Raw genomic sequence first — 24,951 nt, 5'->3', positions numbered from 1 at the left:
AAGTAACTTAAGAAGATCATGGCAATTTTCTCCTGATAAAGTAATTCTAGAGAAAATATGATCATTTTATTCTGCTTTTCAAGTGGTTATTGTTGATTTTGTATCAAGAAGGTGTCGTTTTTGAGTAAGAAAAGTTGTGCTGCCCTGAAAAACGCGCTTATTGATAATATCAACGGCTTTTTCTAATCGACCGTCGTCCAGCCATTTCATCCAGACCAGCACGTTATCCAAAGAATTTTCCCATGATGTGCTGTGGGAGGAAAATTTTCGGACAGGGCTGTAGCCCCAATAATCAGGTTCTGAAATCCGTCGCCTTTGCTCGGATAGTTTCGGGATGTCGCGATATGCGCTGAAGTGCAGCAGCGTTGGCAGATTTAAAGAGTTATCCTCAAAGCCGTCTGGTGCTTCTCCTTCCCACTCTCTAAAAATCTTCTGTAATTTCAGAATGGTTTCGCTGGTAGATAGGGATTTCAGTCCAACAGATCGCTCCCATTTGAAACCTATTAGTTCTTGGCTATCTGCCTCATGCTTCAATAAATCTTCTTCAGTCAAGGGAACAAGGCTTCCTCCTGAAAATTTACCTGCAAGCAAAGAAAGAATTATATTCCGTTGTTCCAATTTCCCCGTTATTGGACTCCAATCAGAAAAACGAACGAGTATATCCCATTGAACAGCAAGCTCTCCGTTATCTAAACTCTCGATACCATATGAATGTATTTCCTTTTTGCCGAGCAACCCCATCATGGCACTCATAAGTTCCAGTACAGTGGTCTTCCCCCATGCCGTTCTCTGACATGAGCAAAAAGACATTGCACGGCTGGCCCTCTTCATCGGTGAAATCTATTTCGTATGGGATTGTTGGGAAAGGCCCAGCTCCCTCTATCCGCAGACGTACTGGCTGAAATAACTCAATGGTCAGATCATTCATTGCCGTAAAGCCTTTGTGAAATGTTTTATGGCCTGCATACTGTCGTCTCGGTTAACAAAAACACCATGAATACGTTTCGGTACTGCTTCCGAATTCAGTTTGACTAACATATCTCCGGAACCGAGCAGTTTTTCAGCTCCGACATCATCAAGGATGATTTTTGATTCTGTGGATTTTTGCACCGATAAGGCAATGCGTGAAGGAATATTGGAGCGTAACAAACCGCTGAACACTTGGGAATCCGGGCGTTGCGTTGCCAAAACTAAATGAATTCCCGCCGACCTTGCCTTTTGGGCCAATCGAACAATATCATTCTGAACTTCTTTAGACTCCATAACAAGGTCGGCAAGCTCCTCTATCACCACCACGATACGTGGCAACTCCTCACCTTTGCTCATAGCTTCGTCAATATTGGTTACGCCGATACTACGAAAAAGAGCATTTCGTTCATTCATCTCCTCAATCAAATGCCGAAGCAACTCCATGACCTCAGCAACATCTTCGCCGAAAACTTTATCCATGAATAAATTAGGCAGGGACTCGTAGACAAAAAGTTCTACTTCCTTGGGATCAATCAACGCAAATTGAATTTTCTGCGGGGTTGCCGCCATACGTTCCAGCAGCGAGATAATCACAGCATGCAAGCAAACACTCTTACCACTGCCTGTTGTCCCGGCAACAAAAAGATGTGGGGTGTCGGCCAAATCAAAGAAATACGGTTGATCTACAACATCTGTACCGATCCATACTGGTAGCTTATAATTTTCCGGTAAAAACGTTTCCACCCATTGGCGTAAATCTTTTCCGGCAGCATAGTTCCAGCTGTCTCTTGGTCGGGGTATAGACAGATATATTGTTTTCGGCTCATCACTCTTTCCCTGGATAACCCCCTGCTGCTGCACCCCCAGCAGGTTAGCCAATTTTTCCAGGCCACCTCGCTTCAGTCTATCCAGCTCGTTGATATCGGCGAGGTAAATTTTATAACGTATCAGGCGAGGGCCGGTTGATACCTCACTGATTTCCGCTTGAATACCTATCTCGGAAAATGCGGCAACCAGTTGGTCGTGATGCTCTGTTACTTCTACCGGGGCGGACTGGAGGTTAGAAAAGAATTCATGGCTCAACCAGGCGTGAAAATCACTGCCTGATTTCCAGCTGACATCTATTTCCCGCAAACCGCGTCGAATATGCCGTTGCAAGTGTTTCCGATAACCGGCCTCATCGCTAAAAAAATCTTGCTTATGATAGACACCAAGCATGGCACGACAGGCAGCATCCCAGTCCTGCGTCTTCAGCGTGCTTTCCTTGCCTTTACCTGTCACTTGTTGCAAATTATATTCTTTTTTTCCGTCAGTAGGAACTCTATCCAGCGAATCATCCGGCTCAGTATCAATTTGTAATGATTTCGCTAGGGCGATGCGCAAAACTTTCCATTTATTCCCTGAAAGTTTCAGGCCATGACGAAGTACACGGCTGATTACCTCCTCATCCTTTTTACTTGTGTAAATATCCGCCATTGAATTCCTTCCCTATACAGCAGGATACATATTTTTTTTAACAGGACGACTTTTGCTACCGCTCTTGTTTTCAAGAACATACTCTTGATAAATATACGGCTTCAAGAGCTTGTACTTCCGCTCGTCCATTTCCGAATCAGTGGGCAATAAAATAACCTGCTCACTCACTGCCGGATAATAATGCCGCAGCAAATTTTCCTGATTCCCCTTGTCAATTCGCGCCATCGGGGTATCCACAATAACCGGCATAGGACGAACCTAAAGTGGACCCCATCGTCAACACAAAAATTGGCATAATTTAAGATAGATTTCGGGCTAACAACAAACTCTCTTATTTGGTGATTTCCTCCTATATTTGTTTGACTGCATCACATCAGGAAAAATGAATATCTTCAGGGGATTTGTACCCCAAAGACTGATGAGGGCGTCGAGTGTTATAAAACGAAAAATATTCTTCCAGACCGTGGTATAACTCACTGCCGTTTTGATAGTCTTTCAGGTAGATATTTTCATGTTTTACTGTACGCCAAAGACGCTCAACAAAAATATTATCCAGTGCCCGTCCCTTGCCATCCATGCTGATTTTTACATCAACATCTGTCAGGCGTTGTGTAAATTGTCTGCTTGTAAACTGCACCCCCTGGTCTGTATTAAAAACATCGGGCAATCCATAAGTTAATGCTTCGTCAAGAGCCTCAAGGCAAAAGTCATTGTCCATCGTATTGGATATGCGCCAGCTCAGGATGTAGCGGCTGTACCAGTCAATAATTGCCGTCAGGTACATGAAACCACCCTCCATAGGAATATATGTGATATCAGTGCTCCAAACCTGATTGGGACGATCAATCAAGATGTTCCTCAAGAGGTACGGATAGACCTTATGTTCACTATTCCGTTGAGTTAGCTTCGGCTTAGGATAAATTGCCTCAATCCCCATGAGGCGCATCAACCGTTGGACCCGTTTTCTGTTAACATGAAAAGAACGCCGTTCCAGTTCGATGACCATTCGCCTACTTCCATAAAAAGGGCAGTCTGTGTAAATCTCATCGATAATTCTCATCAATTTGAGATTCAGCTCACTCTCAACCGCTGGCTTATAGTAATAGCGGGATCGACTGATTCCAAGCAGCTCACATTGCCTCTGGATGCTAATCGACCTGTGATGAGAGTCAATTAAATCAAGGGGATCCGAACAGAGATCAGACTTTTTTTTTCAGCCAGTCCAGCTCTATTTTCAGGCGACCGATTTCTTCATATAAGCGCTTTTCAGTTTTACAGGAGTCCTCTTTCGTTCTACTGCGTTTTTTGCTGAATATTTCGGGTACTCCTTCTTTTAACTGCTTTTTCCAGGTGCTTATCTGGTTTGGTTGAACCTCATACTGGGATGCCAACATATTGATCGGCTTTAACTCTTTCAGTGCTTCAAGGGCAACTTTTCCTTTAAAAGTAGCTGAATGGACTCTTCTTTTACGTGACATGCGTATATTCTCCGGTAGTGGCTGTATGAATTTCGGACTCGTGCCAAGCGACCAAAATACATTTAGCATTTTTAGAAAAAATGATGGTGCCCCTTTGGAGTGTTGTTCAAGCTAACAGTCAATCGTAGTGCAATGAAACTGCTCATTTTTTGACGCGGAAGGGCACCTATGCAACTTGCTGTTATTACCTTCTTTACCTACAACAACACTCAACAGGGCGACCAACGAAAAAATCTACCTTAAATAACTGTCCTAAAATGTGGGTCCATTATAGTTTTTTAGAGTGTTAGGGATTTCTCCTGAGTGAGAAAATAAAATAAATAGAGGGACGTTTCCTGTCAAAAGGAATAAATTTCAATGAATCTCATGTGCATTTGAGAACTTAGAAAGGAAAATAGCAATGATTGTAGACAAAAACCAAAACGAAGTGAAAATAGGTTCAAAAGTCAAGGTATTATCTATTGATCCTAAGTATATTGCAACGTTTTCTAATGAGGAGCAAAAAATAATGAAAGATATGATCAATAACGAATTTGAAGTAACAGATATAGAATACGGAAAGCCATTGGTATTTCAGGCTTTCAATAAATTTACTGGTATTTACCTAGCATTAGACTCGCACGAAGTGGAACTTGTAAAGTAGGCTGCAAGTTTATTACCTATTCAAAACTTTCTGCATCATAAATATAAATAGGGGACGTACCCCGTTAAAAAATCATGAAAAGAAAAAAGAAAAAATTGACAAAGAAAAAAACTACTCAAGCCTGGAAACCTGCTCAAGCTGGACTTGTAAAAAAAATGCGGACTTGTGGCAAAAAAGTTACTGTAAACCCAAAGGGTTTAGAAAGAATGTCAGATGTAATAGAAACCTTCGCAGAACCTCTTTTAAGAGATTGCAGAAGCGATAACGAAATAAAAAAAGCCATAAAATTCGCAATTATAGTTTGGAACCTGACTTTGCTTCCTGAAAATAAGCAAGACAATAAAATTGAGGAGCTGGTCAAGGCTTTGTCTCCTTCCGGCAAGATTGATGAAATCACCCAGACAAGATATTTTATAAATTTGCTTATCACTCGTAAGAGAAAAAAGTTTCCAGACATCAAAAGGACTGTCATTGATTATCAATTTTCAGGAGCAGGTTCAACCCTTCGCCTTGATATTGCATCCAGTATCGGCTAATCGCCTGCAACCCAACATTTTCTCTCTCAAAAACTATGAAACCAGATTCACATCAGGGCAAACTTGAAGTAAAGACACTCAATATCACATATGAAGGTATTGAGACAAAATGGACAAAAATGACACCAAAGTCATTAAGAAAAAAAGTTACACAAATTTATGAATACACGCAGACTGACCCCAAAAGAGCAATACAAGAAATATCAAAAATATATCTGCGGCATCAAGAGCTGCCAATTCTCAATAACTACTTGACGTTAAGTTATCAAGAAATAGGCGACACAGAGCATGCTGATAAAATCACCGTTAAAACGTACAGGTCATTTCCAGGATATCTCTTTGCAAAAACAAATTACGCCCACATTTGTCTGCGTAAAGGAGAACTTGATAAAATCAAAGAAATATTTGAACATAAATCAGACCTTCAGTCACTTTACCCCGAGAGAAAAGTCTTTCATTACACAGAGTTTCTCGCCTTCATGAATATCTGGGCCATATATTATTATAAAACCGGAGAGAAAAAGGCAGCAATAGTTTGTTATAACTCCATGAAAATCGTGGATGCAGAACACCCTATTACCCAGTCTACAAAAATTTCAATACGCCAAACCTGGTTATTTTGGCTCATGGGAAAAATCTTTGGCAAAGAACGACTTGATAAAAAAATTGATGAAGCTTTAAAAGCAAAGCAAACGTCTTGGAGCCACAAAGAAAAACCCTGATAAATCATTTCTTTATTTTATTTATACAGCGTTGTAAGCGGTGTCCCTCTCCAACCCGCCTACTCCTCCCACAGCATCCCCTCCCCCACTCTTGCCGAGAAAGGAAATATCCTTTTGCAGAAAAAGCCATTACAAGTATAATCGGCCATAGACGACAGGCTCCCAATGAAATATACCAATGAGCTTACGTTAACTATTTACTAACATCCCCAAAAAAAAGATAACTCAACCACGTAACACCTCATAGAAACAATCCATGAAAAAAACAGCAATTCTCTTTCCCGGTCAGGGATCACAATATATAGGTATGGGGCAGGCCCTTATCGAAGCAGATCAGGAAGCAGCCGCATTACTGGAAATGGCCGAAGAAGTTTCCGGCTTCCCCTTAAAAAAGCTCTGCCTTGAAGGCCCCATGGAGGATCTGACCAGAGTCCTGCACCTCCAGCCCGCCTTGACTGCTATTAACCTCATGTGCTGGCAGCAACTCAAAAAGGCCCTGCCTGACTTGGTTCCAGCTTATGCTGGTGGTCACTCCCTGGGTGAATACTCAGCTCTGCAGGCAGCAGGCGTATTATCTGCCCAGGACACCATGACCCTGGTAACCAAACGTGGTGAGTTTATGGAGCGCGAAGGCGCAGCCAACCCAGGTGGCATGCTTGCAGTCCTTGACCTGACCATTGAAACAATTGATAATCTGCTCAACGCCTACACCGGGCCTGGAATCGTTGTGGTGGCCAATCATAATGCAGAGCAGCAAATCATCATATCTGGGAATCATGAAGGACTGGATGGTTTCAGTGCGGTCTGCAAAGAAAACGGAGCCAAAAAAGTCGTCCCTCTGAAAGTCTCTGTGGCCAACCATAGCCCGCTTGTTGCCGGTGCAGTGGAAGATTTTTCTGCCTGTATAAGAGCTGTTGACTTTAATGTTCCCCAGATTCCTGTCCTTTTTAATGTAACCGCATCCCAGGAAGCCCAGCCGGAAACTATTCAGGAGATCATGGGCCGCCAGATTGTTTCACGGGTACGCTGGTATGAATCCATGAACCGTATGATTGAGGGCGGAATAGAAGTTTTTGTTGAACTGGGCCCCAAAACAGTGCTCACCGGAATGATGCGCAAGATTCTTCCCCGGAAAAGCCCTGTGACCTGTATTCAGGCAGACACCCCTGAGCTTATCGAAAAAGCAGCAAAAGTTATTACAGGATAACCCTTTTTACTCTGTATAGCTTCCATCCCTGCCCTTGGGGAGGGATAAAAAATCGACAAGAAATTCCCCTGTTTTCAGATGTGAACTTGTAAGGGCAGACCCCTTTGTCTGCCCGACATAAAAGGGCGAACACAGGGATTCGCCCCTACATCACAACCAGGCAAAAAAACAACTTCTGTAAGCCTCTTTATTTCCAATATTCTTGCTTGAAGTCGATTGTTTCGGCTTCCTGCTTGACATAATTGCTTGTATGGGGTAAATAATTCTGCTTTGTCTGTGGTATTTCTTATACTGCGGCCAAACTGCGAACAAGTTATCCGCACCTTTAGAAAAACAACTGTGCGTTAATGAAGCGATTACTCTAATTTCAGTGGATCATGTTTGAAAATTTAACAGATCGCCTTGAGGGCGTGTTTAAAAAACTGCGCGGGCACGGCAGACTGACAGAAGAGAATATTGAAGAGGCCATGCGCGAAGTGCGTACCGCCCTTCTTGAAGCCGATGTCAACCTTCAGGTTGTTAAGGAGTTTATCGCTTCGGTGACGGAAAAAGCTGTCGGAAAAGAGGTGCTGGCAAGTCTGGCTCCCGGACAACAGGTCATCAAGGTTGTCCACGAAGAGCTGGTCGCCTTACTGGGAAGTGAGGCAGAACCCTTACGACTTGACGGGGCCCAGCCTGTTGTTATTATGATGGCTGGCCTGCAAGGTTCTGGTAAAACAACAACATCAGCAAAAATTGCCCGACAGCTCAAAGAAAAAGGTCGCAAACCTTTTCTGGTCCCGGCGGATGTTTATCGCCCGGCAGCTATTGAACAGTTGCATGTGCTGGGTGAGCAGGTTGAGGTACCGGTTTTTAGTTCTTCTCCTGAGCAAAGACCTGTTGATATCGCCCGTCAGGCCGTTGCCGAGGCTGAGCAAAACGGCCATGATACGATAATCATTGATACCGCAGGCCGCCTTCATGTTGATGAGCAACTCATGGGTGAGTTGCAGGAAATTTCTTCAGCAGTCCGCCTCTCTGAGGTCTTGTTTGTGGCTGACGCCATGACAGGCCAGGATGCGGTTACTGTGGCGGATAAATTCAATACTGATCTTGAAATCACCGGCGTTGTCCTGACCAAGATGGAAGGTGATGCCCGAGGTGGTGCTGCCCTTTCTGTCAAAAAAATCACAGGCAAGCCCATCAAGTTTGTCGGTGTAGGCGAATCCATTGATGCCCTTGAAGTTTTCCATCCTGATCGTACTGCCTCCCGTATTCTGGGCATGGGTGATGTTTTATCACTCATTGAAAAGGCAGAGCAGGTTGTTGATGAAAAAGAGGCGAAAAACCTTGCCAAAAAAATCCAAAAAAATGTTTTTACCCTGCAGGATTTTCTTGAACAATTGCAAAACATCAAGAAAATGGGGAACATTGAACAGCTCATGGGCATGGTTCCTGGTATTAATAAGCTCAAGCAATTGCAAGGTGCGCCGATACCCACTGAAGTGGAAATGGCTAAGACTGAGGCGATTATCCAGTCTATGACCAAAAAGGAACGGTCAAATTATAAGATCATCAATGCCAGCCGCAGGCAACGTATTGCTAAAGGCTCTGGTACCTCAGTTCAGGAGGTCAACCGGGTGCTGAAAAGCTATACCACGATGATGAAGATGATGAAAAAAATGCAAGGCAAGAGTGTTGTCACCAAGGGTGGCAAACGCCGAAAAAGACCTAAAGGGTTGCGACGCTAACCTTATGATAATTAAAATAATCTTAAGATAGAGAAATACACCACAGGAGAAACAAGAACAATGCCAGTACGAATTCGTTTAACCAGAAAGGGACGCAAAAAACAGCCATTTTACCGCATAATCGTTGCTGATTCCCAGGCACCGCGTGATGGGAAATTTCTGGATATTGTTGGCACCTATGACCCGATGCAGGATCCTGCTGCTATCAAACTGGACACGGAAAAACTCCAGGAATGGATGGGCAAAGGAGCTATTCCCAGCGGCACTGTTGCGACGTTAATCAATAAGTACGAAGCTCCTGCTGCTGAGACAGTGTAAGGAGTGGCCAAATGAAAGAGCTTATCTCTTTTATTGCAGCCCGGCTTGTTGATGAACCAGCAGAGGTGCATACAGAACAACATGAAGATGACGGCACAGTCACTGTTGAACTTCGCGTTGCCAAGGATGACCTGGGAAAGGTGATCGGAAGGCAGGGCCGAACGGCTCGGGCAATGCGAACTGTCCTTGCTGCAATGGCAGCAAGGGATGAAAAACGTTCCCGACTTGAGATCGTGGAATAACCATGCCTGATGCCTGCAAGAAAGATATTGTCCTTGTCGGGAAGGTCACCAAGGCCCACTCTATTCGGGGAGAGATTAAGGTTCATCCTTTTTCAGGTTCCCCGGAAATGTTGATGCAATATTCAGAGCTGTTTCTTCTTTCCAAAGATGGTACCACACCTGTTCTTTATCAGGTTAAACGGGCCAGAATACAGAAAAACGCTGTGCTGCTTCAGTTGAAAGGATGTACGGATCGTAATGCAGCTGAACAACTGGTTCAGGCAGAGGTCTATGTGCATGAGGATGCCTTACCAGAACCAGAACCAGACGAATTTTACCTGAGAGAACTGGAAGGCAAACTGTTAAAGACCCAGGACGGTCAGACAATTGGACGTGTTCACAGCTTTTTGACAAACAGCATGCAGGATATTCTCCGTGTCAAAGAAAACGGAGAGGAATATTTAATCCCCTTGATACCTGAATTTCTTCAGGAAGTTACTGAAGACGAAGTCACGGTATCGCTGCCTCCGGGGCTGCTTGAGATCAACAGTAGATGAACTGATGGTCTGATGAATTAATGCGTTTTGAAGTTCTGACGATTTTTCCTGATCTGTTGACCACGCCCTTGCAGGAAGGTATCCTGAAACGGGCCATCCAGGCTGACCAGATTCAGGTGAATCTTCATAATATACGGGACTGGGCCAGCGATAAACACGCTATGACTGATGATCGCCCCTTTGGTGGCGGTGAAGGTATGGTGATGAAACCCGAGCCCTTAGCTGCGTGCTTACATAATGTTCAGGCGGAGAAAAAGGGAACTGTGGTACTTCTGTCACCACGCGGTGCTGTTTATAATCAGGAGACTGCTGAACGGTTAGCTGACCTTGAAAAGATAGTGTTAGTCTGCGGGCGGTATGAAGGGGTGGACGAACGCTTTCGTCGTCTCTATGTTGACGAAGAAATATCCATTGGTGATTACATCCTTACAGGTGGCGAACTGGCTGCTATGGTGGTGATTGACTCAGTGACCCGGCTGTTGCCAGGAGTACTGGGTTGCTCAGATTCTGCCCGGAAAGATACCTTTAGCTGCGGACTCCTGAAACATGGGCAGTATACCCGGCCCCGTGAGTTTTCAGGGCTTACCGTCCCGGAAGTGCTCTTGAATGGGGATCATGCCCGGATTGAGGAATATCGTTTTCTTGACTCTGTCCGTGAAACTCTCCAGCGGCGACCTGAGCTCTTACACAAAGTGAGCTTCACCAGGGCAGAAAAAAAACAACTACAGCGGGCCGGGCTTTTTCATCAGGTGCAGCAGGCCGTAGTCGGAATCAGGCAATCACAGCACGAGTAATATATGGATACTGCTTTTCGTCTTGATATAGCCCTGATCCACTATCCGGTTGTGAACAAAAAACAGGAAACCATTGGCTCTGCGGTCACTAATCTGGATCTGCATGATATTGCCCGGGCAGGCAGAACCTTTGGAGTAGGTACCTATTGGGTCGTAACCCCATATAAGCAGCAACAGGAGCTCACAGCCAGTATTGCTGGTCACTGGACGAATGGCTATGGCGGCACTGTCAACCCTGATCGGGCCAATGCCCTGTCCATTATCCAAATTCGTGCGTGCATTGAGCAGGTTCTTACAGATATGCATAAACAGGATGGAAAAGAACCATTGGTCGTTGCAACAAGTGCCAGTCAGTTGGTTGCAACAATCAGCTATTCAGCATTGCAAAGCGAGTTACAAAAAGGCAGAACCGTCCTGTTGCTCTTTGGTACTGCATGGGGATTGACACAAGAGGTCATAGAGCTGGCTGATGTAGCCTTACCACCGATCACAGGGTCGGGAACATATAACCACCTCTCGGTACGTTCAGCAGCCTCAATTTGTTTAGATCGGCTCTGCGGACACCGGGAAAATATGGTTTAAACTGCACAGCCAAGAGTAAAGAAGAAAGAATCATACGTAGCAAAGAGATATAATCTGGGGTGGAACGGAGGCATCCATTGGATGTTGCACAAACAATATCCGCAAAAAACAGAAGACTATGAATATTATTGATAAGATTGATCAGGAACAGATGCGTGTTGACCTGCCGGATTTTCGTCCGGGAGATACTGTAAAAGTGCACATTCGCATTATTGAAGGGAGCAAAGAGCGTATTCAGATTTTCCAGGGCGTTGTTCTGAAAAGAAAACGTGGCATGATGAATGCGACCTTTACAGTACGCAAGATCTCTCATGGTGCCATTGGCGTTGAAAAGACCTTTGCCCTGCACTCTCCTCGTCTGGAAACCATTGAAGTTGTTTCTGAAGGTCGGGTACGTCGTTCGCGTCTGTACTACCTGCGTGATCGTCGGGGTAAAGCCGCCCGTATTCGCGAGCGCTAAATATAACGCACAACAGAACAGGATCTTTCTTGTGAAGAGGTGCGGTTGTATATAATATGCGTAAAAAAGCTCCCCCCTCTTCCTCTTCTTTTCTTTTTCCGTCAGCTCCAGATGGAGATACTTGGGCCTATGAGCGAAGCCTGCAGCAACAAGGCCTTGTTGCTATTGCCGGTGTTGATGAGGCCGGACGTGGTCCTTTAGCTGGGCCAGTTGTTGCCGGTTGTGTCATTTTTTCTTCCAGCTGCGACATTCAACCGTATAAGGACTCCAAGAAAACAACTCTTCGTCAACGGGACAAGCTGTTCGAAGCACTCCATTCGTCCAAGGCAGCTATCGGGGTCGGCATTGCTGAACCTGCTGAGATTGAACGGATTAATATTCTTCAGGCATCTTTACGGGCTATGCAACGGGCCGTGCAAAGCTGCGCTGAAAGCAGTGGGGTTTCCCCTGATTTTCTCCTGGTTGATGGTACCTTTCCTGTACCTATAGAACTACCTCAACAGCCCCTTACCAAGGGCGAGTCAAAAAGTGCTTCCATAGCAGCTGCCTCAATCATTGCCAAGGTCACTCGCGACCGTTTAATGGCAGAATACCATCTCAAATATCCGCAATATAATTTCCAGCAGCACAAAGGGTATCCAACCAAGGCACATCGGACTGCTATCGCAGAGTTTGGACCTTCTCCTATTCACAGGAAAACTTTTAAGGGTGTGCGGGAATTTTGCCAAGACGATTCAAAGGAGAACAAGCAGATGGAACAAAAATACCTTTGGAAAAAATAGAAGAAAAAGAGAAACGAGGTTTGCCCCTGGCCACAGGCCAAGGGGAACGACGCTTTCAAGATACTTGCATATAAACAGTAAGCTTCCACCTCCTCAGCCTCAGAGCCTACTCAAAATAATCATAGGCTTTGTACCCTTGCTGTCGAATCAACTGGTCCCGCTCAGCGGTCTTCAAATCCTCAATAACCATCTCCTGCACCATCTCGGCAAAGGTGATCTTGGGTTCCCAGCCCAGTTTTTCCTTTGCTTTTGATGGATCGCCTAAAAGGGTTTCCACCTCAGTAGGTCGAAAATAGCGTGGGTCAATCCTCACGATGGTTTTCCCGCTTTTTGTTTCAATACCAACCTCGTCCAGGCCCTGCCCTTGCCAGTCCACTGCCATACCAAGCTCTGCTGCTGCAATGGCAACAAATTCCCGCACAGAATGCTGCTCTCCAGTGGCTATCACATAATCCTCTGGCTTTTCCTGTTGCAGCATCAACCACTGCATCTGCACATAATCCTTTGCATGCCCCCAATCCCGTTTAGCATCTAAGTTGCCAAGATAGAGCGCATCCTGCAACCCAAGCTTGATACGGGCCAAGGCCCTGGTAATCTTGCGGGTAACAAAGGTCTCACCTCGAATGGGTGACTCATGGTTAAAGAGAATCCCATTGCAACAATACATATTATAGGCTTCCCGGTAATTGACTGTGATCCAGTACGAATACATTTTTGCCGCAGCATAAGGGGAACGCGGATAAAATGGTGTCTTTTCAGTTTGTGGAACCTCCTGAACCTTTCCAAAAAGCTCAGAGGTTGAGGCCTGATAAAAACGGCTTTTCTTCTCTAAACCAAGGATTCGAATAGCCTCAAGGACTCGTAAAGTGCCCAGCGCATCACTATTGGCTGTATACTCCGGGGTTTCAAAAGAAACCGCAACATGACTTTGTGCAGCCAGATTATATATTTCATCCGGCTGAACTTCCTGGATGATCCTGATCAAATTGGTAGAATCGGTCAGATCACCATGATGGAGCCGAAAACGTACATCTTTATCATGGGGATCTTGGTAGAGATGATCTACCCGATCAGTGTTAAACAAAGAGGTTCTTCGCTTGAGCCCGTGAACCTTGTACCCTTTTTCAAGGAGAAATTCAGCTAGATAGGCACCATCTTGCCCTGTCACCCCGGTAATAAAAGCTGTTTTCATATATCTTGCCGACCAGACGTCGATTCCTTGTAAAATATTTTCAAAATAGCTCATGCACAATCAATTTTCCCCGGCCTTCTTTTGCCAGTAAGAATGTTGATTGGTACACAAGGACAATAATCGTTCATAGGATGGGACCGGACAAAAGCAACAATCACTTTCCCGGCTGATACTGTGGTGCGCCCGGCAGGATTCGAACCTGCGGCACCCAGATTAGGAATCTGGCGCTCTATCCTGCTGAGCTACGGGCGCAAGGGGGATACTAAAAAAACAAAGCTTATAATTTTACCTGAAACCGCTTTAAAAGCAATGGATTTTTACACGACACAGTTAAAAAGTGCAACCGTGTGCAAGCTCATCAGGAAAGGTTCTTTGTTCCTGCCCTTTCCAGCCAGGACATATAATGCAATTTCTTCCCACCTTCATTGCTGCTGGAACAAGTGCTTCCTTACCGATTAAGGTAATGCCGCTGTATAAATGGGTGGGGTATTTCTTATTAGAAATTTTCTTTGCCTCATCATCACCGTACCCGACCCGGGCTCCTTTCCCGATACGTACCCGTTTATCACAAACCGCCAAATCAACCTCAGCACCGGCTTCAATGATTGCATCTTCGAAAATAACTGAATCCCGGACAACAGCACCCTTCCGGACAATCACACCAGGAGACAAGACCGAATTCACCACAGTACCCTCAATCACACTGCCAGCAGAAACCATAGAAGACTGAACTGTACAGCCCTGAGCAAAACGGGCCGGGGCCCTGTCCATGGGACGTCCATCGGCTTCTGTGTTAGGCCGTATCCCCCATTCTTCCGGAGAAATACCTGAATCAGCACGAAGAATGTCCATATTGGCATCCCAATAGGCTTGAATGGTCCCCACATCCCGCCAATAGCCATAAAAGGGGTAGGCATAAACCTGTTTCTCCTCAATGGCTCTGGGGATAATATGCATACCAAAATCAATTTCTTCCCGATCATAGGAAAGTGCTTTAAGCAGATATTCGGTATCAAAGACATAAATCCCCATTGATGCCAAATTGGTTCGCGGCTCTTTGGGTTTTTCTTCCCAGTCAACAATGCGATTTTCGTCATCAACAATGCCAGCGCCAAACTGATGGATCTCGCTCTTGGGTACCACCATCATCCCAGTGGTTACTCCGGCTTTTTTTTCGCAATGATAAGTAATCATATCATCAAAATCCATCTGATAGATATGGTCACCTGACAGGATAACCACCTGTTCAGAATGGTTAGCTCTGATAAAGTCAATATTTTGCCGGATAGCATCAGCTGTTCCCTTGTACCAGTCTGAGTCCTTTTCACCTGTCCGGGGGGGCAGAACCTTGACGCCCCGCGTTCTTCCAGTAAAATCCCAGGCTTCACCGGTTTGGATATGGCGCATTAAGGAAAGGGGCTTATACTGGGTCAAGACACCGACCCGGTTCAGGCCGGAATTCATCACATTGGACAGAGAAAAATCAATAATCCGGTACAAACCACCAAAGGGTACTGCCGGTTTTGCCCGATGTCCCACCAGAATATTGAGACGACTGCCAATACCACCAGCCAGCAAAAGCACTAAGGCATCTTTTGCTTCTCTCATTGCAGTTCCTCCATATCCTCAAGCCCTTTTTGCGGCCATTTGTCCTCTTTAATCCCCGGAGCAACCAGGCATCCACGACCTATCTTCATATTATCCGGGACATTATTATTCCATCCCACAACAGTGACCCGATCATTGACTTGATCATTGATGCCGGTACTGGAAAAACCAACCTGTGTATGAGCACCAAAAGTGGTGTTGACATCGCAGACCACCTGCCGAAGCTGTCCGCCTTTTTTGACCAAGGTATTAAAAAAGAGCACAGAATCTTCAACCACTGCGCCCTGCTCTACCCGAACGCCTGGAAAGAGGATAGAATTCTTTACAGTGCCATCAATAATACATCCATTATAAGCCAGGGAATTATCAAGGACACCGTGCGATCCTACTTTCAGGGGTTGGCAATCCCGAATATCACGATGTTCAAGATTGGTGCGTATCCCCCATTTTTCCAAATCAATCAAAGGGTCGGGGCCAAGAAGGTCCATTGAGGTCTGCCAGTACTCCTTCACCGTGCGGGTATAGCCCCAGTAGCCCTGAAATTTATAACCAAGCACCTTCATTCCCTCCTGAACCATCATCGGTATAATATCCCGACCAAATTCATAGGATCCGTCTGCCTGATTTTTTTGCAAAACCTTATAGAGCACTTCTGGTTTAAAGCAGAAAACTGTCAACGAAGCCCACTCCCCTTTTGGCTCTGCGGGTTTTTCTTCATAAGAGAGCACGGTTCCGCCTTCACTGTACTCATCCCCAATTTCCGCCACTCCGAAGCGGTTAGCAGCTTCTTCTTTTTTTACTGTAACAAAAGCAGCTGTCAGGTCTGCATCATGCTCATGATGAAAACGGAGCATATCGCGATAATCCATCTCGTAAATATGGTCGCCAGAAAGGATCAAAATTTCACTGGGCCTATGGTAGCGAACAAAATCCAGATTCTGATGCACAGCATCTGCTGACCCTCGATACCAATGGGGGTTTTCATAATCTTTAAAGGGCGGTAAAATGGAAATCCCTCTATATCGTCCGATCATATCCCAGGCAGCACCGGTTCCAATATGGTTAATCAAAGAATAGGAACGATACTGACTAAGTATAGCAATCCGCTCAATACCTGAACGCATCAGGTTGGTCAGGGGAAAATCAATCACCCGGGCAAACCCACCAAAAGGGACAGCAGATTTAGGGCGATAATGGGTCAGCACGCCCAGTTCGTCAACACGGCCACCAGCCAAAATCATAGCCAGTGTAGAAGGCATAACCATAGGGACTCCCTAATTATTCTATGCATTTTCTTTTTTATATGAAAGTATCAAGTGCTTCCCTGGAAGCGCTCAACCAACTTTCATGGTTTATTGTCCCTCTCCAAGAAGAGGGATGAAAGCTTATATGAAAGCACCAAAAGGATCGCTTAAGTTGCCGACAACGTTCATGTCTTATTGTTACTCCGAAGAGGCAGGAGATGGAACACCACGTCTACATATGCCTGGTGGCAAGACGCATCAGGGTGCTGGTGGTAAACTCCTTCCCTTCACGCAAAGGGAGATTCTTCATTGGCAATTCTGCCCGGGCCGCTTCCCGGTGCCCGCCAGCTGAACCGTATTGAGCAAAGGTCTTGCGGGCAAAATTTCCAGCGTTTTTCCGGTACCCGTCACAGCGAAGAATGACCACCAGTTTATCACCGCTGATACCTGATACCAAAACCCAGTCGAATTTGTCAACATGATTCAAAAAATCAGCGATAATGACCAGAATATCCGGGGTACCGACCCGCCCGATATGGACATAGGCCCGCCCCTTACTAGATTTCACCCTATTCAGGGCAATTTTAAAATATTTCAGTTCAGAGCGACGAAGTTCAGTCAGGTCAAACTTACGAACAAGATTACGGTTAGCAATATTAAAGACATAACGGAAGGAGATTCCATCAGCCAATTGCATATTTTTTTTCTCAAAATTCTGGGTATCAACCTTGATCCCATAATACAGGGCAGTGGCAAGGGCAACCGAGGGGGTGATATTGGCGGCCCGAAGATATTCCACCATCATTGAGGCAACTGCGCCGTATTCAGGACGAATATCAATAAATCTGGCATCCCATCCCTCGGTCACAGGATGATGATCAATGACAGCATCAAACTGGAGTTTTTCAAAACAGGGTTGATGGGTTGGCTGGGAATCCAGCATGATCAGTTTAGAGTAATCATTAACAGGCAGGGTATGGAGGCGCTCAATGGGAATTTTCAGCCGCTCCACCATGGTGAGATTATTAAGCCGGCGAATCTCATTGGGATAACCAATAGTCACGCTCCCAACCCGATAACTGAGCAGCCGTTTCACGGCCATAGCACTGGCCAAGGAATCAGGGTCCGCTGTTATAACAATAAGAACCTCGTCGTCCTTCTCAAAAAGCTCGTAAAAACCGTTGAGACGATTCATCGCCGAATTGCGTTTGGCACTGCGAGTAACAGTATCTGCTATCTTTTCCAGTCGTTTTTTCTTCAAGGAAGCACCTGTAAAAAAATGCCATCTGATCCGGCTGCTGGTAACGGTACAATTACCGCTTTGTCCAACTTTGTCCAATGTACCCGGACCCGCTGGAGCGGGGAAAATGTCATAAGGGACAACATAATAAATACTACCATAGGCTTGCAAAAAAAAGCAAGCAGGGTTTTTATCCTGATAGCAATGCTTATTACCTCATCCACGAGGATGAAAACGTTGGTGCAGTTCCTTGGCTCGGCCCTTATCCACATGGGTATAAATCTGAGTCGTTGCAATATCAGTATGACCTAACATCATCTGGACAGCGCGTAAATCCGCGCCACCAGCAAGCAAATGGGTAGCAAAGGAATGGCGCATTGTCTTGGGACTTACAGGCTTGGCAATCCCCTGTGCTGCAACTATTTCTTTCAAAATCTGCCAGAAACGATGACGTGTCATCTTGCCGCCTCTGCCTGTCACAAAAAGATACGGACTGGTTCGCTTCCCTAAAAGAGATGGGCGAGCCGTGGAAAGATAATCATCAATCCGCTTTCCTGCTGTCTCGTTAAAAGGAATCATTCGCTCTTTATCCCCTTTTCCCAGGACACGAACATGACCACTGGTAACACTACAATCACGAACAGGCAGGGTAACCAATTCTGAAACCCGAATACCGGTGGCATAGAGCAGGTGCAGCATGGCCCAGTTACGAAGAATAAGCGGGCTCTGTTTTTTAGGGAGTACCAGCATCTGGTCCACCTCGGTAACTGTCAAGATACCAGGAAGCCCACTGACTATCTTAGGTGAATCAATATCAGCAACAGGATTGTCTAACCTGATCTGGTGAACAACAAGATAATCAAAAAAAGCCCGTAAGGCGGAAAGTCGACGGGCATTACTGCGCGAGTTAATATTTTTTTGATAGCATGCTGCCAGAAAAGATCGGGCCAATTCCGGCGTGATAGCATCCACTGTACTCACTTCCTGTTGCTGAAGAAATTCAAAAAAGAAATGCAGATCAGAGGCATAGCTATCAACAGTGTTTTTTGACAACCTGCGATGAACAACAAGGTATTGGAGAAAGCTATCAAGATGATGAACAAGCGGAGCAGTTTTCAGGGCGGCAATAAGGAGAAAAGGTTAACATAAAAGCTGATCACATAAAAAAACCCTGAAACGCAGTCAGCGTGACAGGGTTGAGCAGACTAGTACCGATTTTTCATTCGGTTATACTTGCGAAGTTTGCGTAATGCTTCGGCAGACTTACGACGTTTCTTAATACTTGGTTTTTCGTAGCACTCACGTCGCTTCAGTTCGCGTTTCACCCCGTCAATCTGTAATTTCTTCTTCAGCTGGCGGATCGCGTACTCCAAGTCGCCTTTGACTTCTACTTCAATCATGAAAAATCACATCCTTTTTGATGATGGCATGTCCCATCTGCTTATTAATTATTTATAAAAATGCAAATTTTATATATTACGATACACGATGACTAATGTCAACGAGATCTGGCACATTCTCGGACAAAAAACGAAATATTTTTAAGTATCAGGCAATTGAAAAAAGCTGCCAAAGCGAGAGGGCTTGCTCTGGAGTATTTTACTTCATATCCGTCACGGAACCAGGTATATGCCTTATGGATCCTTTTTGTTATTTTACAATGCGCTTGATCCAGCTCATCCAATACAAGGACGCCTAATGAGCTTCAGGAGCTGTATTCCACCTCTCTGTCCAGTCTTCTGGTAAGCTCGTTCGAGTATTTCCTGCCTAGATTGTTGGCGTTTTGCTTGGCCCAATCTGTCAATCGGGTCTTTCCGGTCGGTGGAGCATCAACATAGAGTAAGTTAGTCATCAGCCCTTCTATTTCATCGCGGGTGATCAGGACATCGTTGAGGAATTTCCCGGCAATCCAGCCGGTCCAATGACCAATCATTGGCGAAACAGAGATAACCGGGCGGCGTTTACCAATAATCTTGGCAATGGTCTCAAGCAGCTCGCGGTAGGTAAAGGTCTCAGGGCCTATGGCATTGATAATGGAATTACCGATTTCCTTTCCCTGTTGAACAGCAAGATCGGCAAGATCATCCACATAGATGGGTTGCAGTTTATACGCTCCGTCTCCGAAAATCATTAAGAACGGGATATGACGCACTGCCCAGGAAATATTATTGATCAAAATATCCTTTTTTCCAAAAAGAACTCCCGGTCGGAGGATGGTATAGGACAGACCGCTCTCCATAAGAACTTGTTCCAGCCGGGCCTTGCCCTTGAAGTATTCCAACGGAGAATCTATGGATGGATTGGTGATGCTGACATGGACAATTCGTTGTACACCTGCCTCTTTTGCAGCCCTGAACATAGTTTCCGTGTTGCGGACAGCCTCGGCAAAGGTAAAGTGCTTGTGGTTGAACCGTACCCAGTAAGTATTATAGAGTACGGACACCCCGCGCAGGCTCTCGGTCAACTTTTCCGGTTCATCAAAGTGAAAGGGATACGCCCTGATCTGATCCCCGAAGGGATTTTTTCGCTTCCAGGAGTTGGTGATGGTTATAACCTCATGGCCTTCAGCAAGTAGTTTCCGGGCAATGCTTTTGCCGGAATAGCCAAAGGCACCTGTCACTGCATGGAGTTCTTTTTTCATGGTTTACCTCGTGAGGAAAAAGTATTTTGAGATGGACGGGATGTCCGTCATTATGTGACTGTATATTCGACGGAGCAGGATCGCTCCGAGCTATCGCAGAATCACTCATCGGTACTGCTGCGTCGTTCTGATCTGTCGCAGCATCATTCTGCGGCAGTGCTGAATCATACGAACCCATCGCCGGATCATCCTGCGGTGTTGCTGGATCATTCTGATGTATCGCAGAGTCATTCTTCGACGTTGCAGAATGATCCGTACCTCTCGCAGCATCATTCAGAGGCAGGAAATAATGACAATGCACAATATTTTTGTCATCATTCGGTGCTATTTCGTCATGATTCGACACAAATCCATCATCATTCATAAGGGGATAGTCATGATCCCCCTGTGACGCAAGACAATCCCCTTGTGACGGGACATAATCCCCTTGGGGATAACCCTTCGCCCCCTGTGACGCAGGATGATCCCCTGCTGACGAGACATTATCCCCCTGTGACGCAAGGTTGTCCCCTCGGGGAGAATGCCTCGGAGGCGGGGCGGAAAGGGACGGAGAAGGGAACACTAGCTGCGGAACTTGCGCATCTTCCTGACCAGCTCGTTATCCTTGCCCAGCAGACCGGAAATCAGGTCGGCGAAGTCGGAAGCATCTTTGTAGGCATCCGAAAGGGTCTGGTTGGCCTGTGCCGTGGCCTCCTGCGCCTTGGCAGCCGCCTCCTGCTGGGCGATTTCCGCACTGTCCGCGTCCTGCTTTTTCACCTTGAGGCCGTCCAATCGCTCGGCGGGGTCATAGCCTTTGTCCGTCAGGGTGTCCTGTGCTTCTTCAACAAGTGTGATGATCTGCGCGACGAAATCACGTTTTTCCGCTTCGGTCATTGTGCTCTCCTTGGTTTGAGGTTTTGGGGTGTATGCTCATAAGTTGACGTTTTCCTGCCTTGTCCGAGGGTTCCAGCAATTAAAGCCATCCCGCACCTCTCACTGTCTTTCTACGTGGCGATTGGCGATGTGTATATAGTAGGCTGGTTATTGGTTATCACAAGCCAAGTAACGAGTTCACACTCATTTCGTAATAAAAAGTTAACTGAATTCAGTCGGTACTAACATCCAAATAATAAACAGAAAAGTAAAGCAGATGAATAACAATACAATTTTCATTGAAGTTTTTAAAGAGCCAGAAGTATCAAAAAACCAGTTTCGAAACAAGTCGTTTTTTTCAAATCTCCATATCCAGTCAGGTGCTGCATTATTTGTGTTAGGATTAGCGATAACAATTAGCAATCCAACAACAAGCGTTGCTATGGTAAAAAAAATCTTAATTTGAATCGGCATATTGACACCTCTTTTGCGCGAACTATTCCATTGGAATATAATAGCACCAGCTACTTTTTATTTTTGCACCTAAACCGCCCCCAATTCCTCCTTCAACGACTCCTGAAAGAGATCCTGGTAAACCGAATGGACCATCGTTATTGTAGCCGACGTCAACTCCGGCCGAACCATATCCATACGAGGCTCCGGCTTCATAAAACCAGCCTTTGTAACTTTCCGCTCTACAACTTTCTCCGTTGGTACCTTTTACCACTCCGGCTCCTCCAGCAACCCCCATCGCGCCGCCAAAACAGACTTTCCAAAATCTTATAGTTTTATTGTTACCACACTCATCCGTGCAATTTAAAGCAACAGCCCCTCCTCCTAAAATGAAGTGTCCTTCACCTCCATAATATGTATCTGCTTGTCCTTTTCCACCTTCACCAAAAGTATCCATTATAGCATCAAACTCATCACCCGGATACAAACCCATCGAATCAACCCCATTCACCGGATCACTCCCCACATAAGCATACAGATTAATCCCACCGTCCAATCCAATAGGATCAGCAGCGATATACCGCCCGGTTTCAGGATCATAATACCGGTTCCAGTTGTAATGCAGCCCCGTCTCCGCATCAAAATACTGCCCCGGAAAACGGAGGTTATTCTCAATCTGCGCAACAGAAATATTCACCTTCCCGAAGGGCAGGTATTCGGCCTGCCAGACAATACTACCCGAATCATCGGTAATAATCTGCGGAGCACCGAGATGGTCATTGATGTAATAATACGCTCCCTCGGCTGCTTTGTTCTTGAGGAGTAAAAGAAAATATATCGGCTGAAGAAAGGCGGTATCCGAGGGTGTTGATGTTGCCGCGACCGCAGGAGGATTATCCGCAACCACCGGCTCCGGGGCTTCCTCTGCTGGCGGTTCGCTGACCGCGATTGCCTCCTCCGGTGCAGCAACCGGAACCTCATACTGAAAATGGGCAAAGATATCGCCTTCCAGGTAGACGTACTCTTTCAGGATATTGCCGTCACTGTCGGACTCAGCAATGAGCTTGCCGCTTTATTAGCTCCGCTTTGTTTATGGAAAAACTTCAAACGACAAGTCAACCCCCATGCCGCCCAATATAAAAATACTATTTTTATCAATAGTCATGCCGTGATTAATATCTCCTGGTAGCTGCAAATAAACCTCTGCTTTCCCCCCTGATTGCACTAGTTTTAAAATGTCGTTCTCTGCTTTTACAAGGCAATTAATAGCCAATAAAAACTTTTCTTCAAAACCCTTTCCTGCAAGAAATTCTATACGAGAAGCCCAATAACTGTCTTTGTAAGTCCCTTTTAATAGTAGCCCCTTAGGTGTTTGCCGACGGTCTCCTGACAGCCAACGTCTATGACAAGGCAACCCAAGCATCGAAGATAAAAAAGTCAAATCTTCTGTTGGGTGCCAAAATCGTAATGAAATATTTCCAGCTGTCATATCGTATTATCTCCATCGTTTACGTCGATCTTTTCCCCGTCGACCTGAGGGCTTTCCTGATCCTGTATAATCACCAGCTGGCCCATGATCCTGATAAGTACCATCTGGATTTTGACTCCATACATGATCATCTGGGCTAATCCAAGTATCATCAGCAGGTCCATTGCCAATACCGTCTTTAATTTCTCCATGATCCCCAGACCAAGGAGTTTTGTCGATTGGTTTTGCCCCTGGTGGCAGGCGATCTTGATCACAATCCTCACCCTCACAAGATTCATTAAGAATGACATGCCATGCACCTTTTGCAACAAGCCAAGCAATCTGAGCATCAGTTAGACATCTTTTTATATAACTCTTTAATCCACGAGCAATATTCTTATTTCTATCCGCATTGCTTTGCCCCCCGGCCACTGCCCCTGTTCCTGCTTCATACATGACTAAAGCATTCAGCCCATCAGAATCATACCAATTTACAGGATCAACACCAGCATACACATACAGATTCATCCCACCACCCAACCCAATCGGATCAGCAGCAATATACCGCCCAGTTTCAGGATCATAATACCGGTTCCAGTTGTAATGCAGCCCCGTCTCCGCATCAAAATACTGCCCCGGAAAACGGAGGTTATTCTCAATCTGCGCAACAGAAATATTCACCTTCCCGAAGGGCAGGTATTCGGCCTGCCAGACAATACTACCCGAATCATCGGTAATAATCTGCGGAGCACCGAGATGGTCATTGATGTAATAATACGCTCCCTCGGCTGCTTTGTTCTTCAGCAGTAAAAGAAAATATATCGGCTGAAGAAAGGCGGTATCCGAGGGCGTTGATGTTGCCGCCACCGCAGGAGGATTATCCGCAAGCACCGGCTCCGGGGCTTCCTCCGCTGGCGGTTCGCTGACCGCGACAGTGGCTTCAAGCGGAGCAACCGGCACCTCATACTGAAAATGGGCAAAGATATCGCCTTCCAGGTAAATGTACTCTTTCAGGACATTGCCGTCGCTGTCCGCCTCGGCGATGAGTCTGCCGCTCTTGCAGTATACAAAGAGTTTATCTTCCCCGTTCACGGTCTTGACCGTGCGCAGGCCGCGACCGTCGTACTGATAGGCTCCCACAGTGACGCTGTTTTTCGTCACCGAGGCCAGCCGCTGATCATCGGTCAGGTCGTAGACCGTGGTGTCTGTGCTGTCTGTGGCGATATTGCCCGAGGCATCGTAGCCGTAGGCTGCCGCCACCGCCCCGGTGCTTTGATCGAGCCGGTTGGTTCCGGTGACATAGGAATATCCGGTCACGTCGCTGCTGTCCACAGTACGGCTCAGGCGGTTGCCCGTTCCGTCGTGATCGAAATCAAAGGCTCCGGCGGGCAGGCTTGCCGTATCCAGCTGGCCGAGGTCGTCGTAGCTGTAGGCATGATCGGTTCCGATGGGATCAACAATATCCTGCACCAGACCGTCCGACCAGTAGGTATAGGTTCGTTCATACAACCCGCCCGCTGTGATGCCGGAGAGCCGATACAGGCTGTCGAAGCTGCGGGACAGGGTCATCCCGTTGCCCGCTTTCAGGTCGGTAACCGGACCGAAGGGTTTGCTGCTGATATTTTCGGCCAGTAAGCCGGTTTTCCCCTCATACAGGGACTGCACGGAAGAAAGCTGTCCTGCGGTGTCACGGTTCCAGCTGATCCTGCGGCCCGAGGGATAGATCATGTACGCGACTTCCCCGTTGCCGGTGTAACCGTATTCAGTGACAAAGACCT

At 46.1% G+C, this 24,951-nt stretch carries 30 protein-coding genes and 1 tRNA gene; 13 read left to right on the top strand and 18 right to left on the bottom strand.

What is annotated here, in order from left to right:
• Positions 1 to 78: 78 nt before the first annotated feature.
• The 4 genes from L2082_RS10135 to L2082_RS10120 form a co-directional block, all read right to left on the bottom strand.
• The gene (locus L2082_RS10135; RefSeq protein ID WP_446011706.1) at positions 79 to 753 is read right to left on the bottom strand and encodes a hypothetical protein; all 675 of its coding nucleotides are present in this window, start codon (positions 751 to 753) and stop codon (positions 79 to 81) included.
• A gap of 171 nt (positions 754 to 924) precedes the next feature.
• On the bottom strand, positions 925 to 2,445 hold the full coding sequence (locus L2082_RS10130; protein ID WP_446011705.1) for an FtsK/SpoIIIE domain-containing protein: 1,521 nt from the start codon (positions 2,443 to 2,445) through the stop codon (positions 925 to 927).
• A gap of 12 nt (positions 2,446 to 2,457) precedes the next feature.
• Complete coding sequence (locus tag L2082_RS10125) at positions 2,458 to 2,670, bottom strand: hypothetical protein (RefSeq protein ID WP_446011185.1); 213 nt, start codon at positions 2,668 to 2,670, stop codon at positions 2,458 to 2,460.
• A gap of 148 nt (positions 2,671 to 2,818) precedes the next feature.
• A protein-coding gene (locus tag L2082_RS10120; protein ID WP_446011704.1) for an IS3 family transposase occupies positions 2,819 to 3,923 on the bottom strand; the annotation gives its coding sequence in 2 pieces (ribosomal slippage) (positions 2,819 to 3,647 and positions 3,646 to 3,923; 1,107 coding nt in all).
• A gap of 400 nt (positions 3,924 to 4,323) precedes the next feature.
• Here L2082_RS10120 and L2082_RS10115 point away from each other — a divergent pair.
• From L2082_RS10115 to L2082_RS10060, 12 genes are all read left to right on the top strand, one after another.
• Positions 4,324 to 4,566, top strand: coding sequence for a hypothetical protein (locus L2082_RS10115; protein ID WP_446008129.1), 243 nt, complete (start codon positions 4,324 to 4,326; stop codon positions 4,564 to 4,566).
• Between the two features lie 74 nt (positions 4,567 to 4,640).
• Entirely contained in the window at positions 4,641 to 5,102 is a 462-nt protein-coding gene (locus L2082_RS10110; protein ID WP_446008128.1) for a hypothetical protein, read from the top strand.
• A 35-nt stretch (positions 5,103 to 5,137) separates the two neighbouring features.
• Positions 5,138 to 5,824, top strand: coding sequence for a tetratricopeptide repeat protein (locus L2082_RS10105; protein WP_446008127.1), 687 nt, complete (start codon positions 5,138 to 5,140; stop codon positions 5,822 to 5,824).
• A 256-nt stretch (positions 5,825 to 6,080) separates the two neighbouring features.
• On the top strand, positions 6,081 to 7,031 hold the full coding sequence (gene fabD / locus L2082_RS10100) for an ACP S-malonyltransferase (protein ID WP_446008126.1): 951 nt from the start codon (positions 6,081 to 6,083) through the stop codon (positions 7,029 to 7,031).
• A gap of 377 nt (positions 7,032 to 7,408) precedes the next feature.
• A complete protein-coding gene (gene ffh, locus L2082_RS10095; protein WP_446008125.1) occupies positions 7,409 to 8,761 on the top strand; it encodes a signal recognition particle protein in 1,353 nt (450 codons plus the stop codon).
• A 60-nt stretch (positions 8,762 to 8,821) separates the two neighbouring features.
• The gene (gene rpsP, locus L2082_RS10090; protein WP_446008124.1) at positions 8,822 to 9,079 is read left to right on the top strand and encodes a 30S ribosomal protein S16; all 258 of its coding nucleotides are present in this window, start codon (positions 8,822 to 8,824) and stop codon (positions 9,077 to 9,079) included.
• 11 nt (positions 9,080 to 9,090) lie between these two features.
• Positions 9,091 to 9,321, top strand: coding sequence for a KH domain-containing protein (locus L2082_RS10085; RefSeq protein WP_446008123.1), 231 nt, complete (start codon positions 9,091 to 9,093; stop codon positions 9,319 to 9,321).
• Between the two features lie 2 nt (positions 9,322 to 9,323).
• Positions 9,324 to 9,857 carry a ribosome maturation factor RimM gene (rimM, locus tag L2082_RS10080; RefSeq protein WP_446008122.1) on the top strand — a complete coding sequence of 178 codons (534 nt, stop codon included), beginning with the start codon at positions 9,324 to 9,326 and terminating at the stop codon, positions 9,855 to 9,857.
• A gap of 20 nt (positions 9,858 to 9,877) precedes the next feature.
• Complete coding sequence (gene trmD, locus L2082_RS10075; protein WP_446008121.1) at positions 9,878 to 10,651, top strand: tRNA (guanosine(37)-N1)-methyltransferase TrmD; 774 nt, start codon at positions 9,878 to 9,880, stop codon at positions 10,649 to 10,651.
• A gap of 3 nt (positions 10,652 to 10,654) precedes the next feature.
• Positions 10,655 to 11,233: an RNA methyltransferase gene (locus tag L2082_RS10070; RefSeq protein WP_446008120.1), complete on the top strand. Its 579-nt coding sequence runs from the start codon at positions 10,655 to 10,657 to the stop codon at positions 11,231 to 11,233.
• A 118-nt stretch (positions 11,234 to 11,351) separates the two neighbouring features.
• Positions 11,352 to 11,693 (top strand): 50S ribosomal protein L19, encoded by a 342-nt coding sequence (gene rplS / locus L2082_RS10065; RefSeq protein ID WP_446008119.1) that lies wholly within the window; start codon positions 11,352 to 11,354, stop codon positions 11,691 to 11,693.
• A gap of 56 nt (positions 11,694 to 11,749) precedes the next feature.
• Positions 11,750 to 12,475 (top strand): ribonuclease HII, encoded by a 726-nt coding sequence (locus L2082_RS10060; RefSeq protein ID WP_446008118.1) that lies wholly within the window; start codon positions 11,750 to 11,752, stop codon positions 12,473 to 12,475.
• A gap of 106 nt (positions 12,476 to 12,581) precedes the next feature.
• Here the strand turns inward: L2082_RS10060 and gmd are convergent, their stop codons facing one another.
• From gmd to L2082_RS10020, 8 genes are all read right to left on the bottom strand, one after another.
• Complete coding sequence (gene gmd, locus L2082_RS10055) at positions 12,582 to 13,667, bottom strand: GDP-mannose 4,6-dehydratase (protein WP_446008134.1); 1,086 nt, start codon at positions 13,665 to 13,667, stop codon at positions 12,582 to 12,584.
• A gap of 175 nt (positions 13,668 to 13,842) precedes the next feature.
• Positions 13,843 to 13,919 (bottom strand) — tRNA-Arg (locus L2082_RS10050).
• A gap of 78 nt (positions 13,920 to 13,997) precedes the next feature.
• Positions 13,998 to 15,275 (bottom strand): glucose-1-phosphate adenylyltransferase family protein, encoded by a 1,278-nt coding sequence (locus L2082_RS10045; protein ID WP_446008117.1) that lies wholly within the window; start codon positions 15,273 to 15,275, stop codon positions 13,998 to 14,000.
• Positions 15,272 to 16,534 (bottom strand): glucose-1-phosphate adenylyltransferase family protein, encoded by a 1,263-nt coding sequence (locus tag L2082_RS10040; RefSeq protein WP_446008116.1) that lies wholly within the window; start codon positions 16,532 to 16,534, stop codon positions 15,272 to 15,274. The genes L2082_RS10045 and L2082_RS10040 overlap by 4 nt, the downstream gene beginning before the upstream one ends.
• 217 nt (positions 16,535 to 16,751) lie before the next feature.
• Positions 16,752 to 17,780, bottom strand: coding sequence for a DHH family phosphoesterase (locus tag L2082_RS10035; RefSeq protein WP_446008115.1), 1,029 nt, complete (start codon positions 17,778 to 17,780; stop codon positions 16,752 to 16,754).
• Between the two features lie 195 nt (positions 17,781 to 17,975).
• Positions 17,976 to 18,878 (bottom strand): site-specific tyrosine recombinase XerD, encoded by a 903-nt coding sequence (gene xerD / locus L2082_RS10030; RefSeq protein ID WP_446008133.1) that lies wholly within the window; start codon positions 18,876 to 18,878, stop codon positions 17,976 to 17,978.
• 86 nt (positions 18,879 to 18,964) lie between these two features.
• Positions 18,965 to 19,156, bottom strand: coding sequence for a 30S ribosomal protein S21 (gene rpsU / locus L2082_RS10025; RefSeq protein ID WP_446008132.1), 192 nt, complete (start codon positions 19,154 to 19,156; stop codon positions 18,965 to 18,967).
• 308 nt (positions 19,157 to 19,464) lie between these two features.
• Entirely contained in the window at positions 19,465 to 20,400 is a 936-nt protein-coding gene (locus L2082_RS10020; RefSeq protein ID WP_446008114.1) for an SDR family oxidoreductase, read from the bottom strand.
• A 54-nt stretch (positions 20,401 to 20,454) separates the two neighbouring features.
• Here L2082_RS10020 and L2082_RS10015 point away from each other — a divergent pair, with 54 nt between their 5' ends.
• Positions 20,455 to 20,766 carry a hypothetical protein gene (locus L2082_RS10015; RefSeq protein WP_446008113.1) on the top strand — a complete coding sequence of 104 codons (312 nt, stop codon included), beginning with the start codon at positions 20,455 to 20,457 and terminating at the stop codon, positions 20,764 to 20,766.
• On the opposite strand, the gene L2082_RS10010 is transcribed toward L2082_RS10015, so the two are convergent.
• The 6 genes from L2082_RS10010 to L2082_RS09985 form a co-directional block, all read right to left on the bottom strand.
• On the bottom strand, positions 20,761 to 20,883 hold the full coding sequence (locus L2082_RS10010) for a hypothetical protein (protein ID WP_446008112.1): 123 nt from the start codon (positions 20,881 to 20,883) through the stop codon (positions 20,761 to 20,763). The two genes, L2082_RS10015 and L2082_RS10010, sit on opposite strands and share 6 nt — an antisense overlap.
• 78 nt (positions 20,884 to 20,961) lie before the next feature.
• Positions 20,962 to 21,273 (bottom strand): hypothetical protein, encoded by a 312-nt coding sequence (locus tag L2082_RS10005; protein ID WP_446008111.1) that lies wholly within the window; start codon positions 21,271 to 21,273, stop codon positions 20,962 to 20,964.
• 201 nt (positions 21,274 to 21,474) lie between these two features.
• The gene (locus tag L2082_RS10000) at positions 21,475 to 21,726 is read right to left on the bottom strand and encodes a hypothetical protein (RefSeq protein ID WP_446008110.1); all 252 of its coding nucleotides are present in this window, start codon (positions 21,724 to 21,726) and stop codon (positions 21,475 to 21,477) included.
• A gap of 22 nt (positions 21,727 to 21,748) precedes the next feature.
• A complete protein-coding gene (locus L2082_RS09995) occupies positions 21,749 to 22,612 on the bottom strand; it encodes an RHS repeat-associated core domain-containing protein (protein ID WP_446011703.1) in 864 nt (287 codons plus the stop codon).
• Between the two features lie 183 nt (positions 22,613 to 22,795).
• Entirely contained in the window at positions 22,796 to 23,194 is a 399-nt protein-coding gene (locus L2082_RS09990) for a hypothetical protein (RefSeq protein WP_446011702.1), read from the bottom strand.
• A gap of 6 nt (positions 23,195 to 23,200) precedes the next feature.
• A partial coding sequence (locus tag L2082_RS09985; RefSeq protein ID WP_446011701.1) for an RHS repeat-associated core domain-containing protein occupies positions 23,201 to 24,951 on the bottom strand: 1,751 nt, incomplete at its 5' end.

The organism is Candidatus Electrothrix sp., from assembly GCF_052785085.1.
The sequence above is the reverse complement of the archived record's forward strand: the minus strand, read 5'-3'. Positions and strand labels throughout refer to the sequence as shown.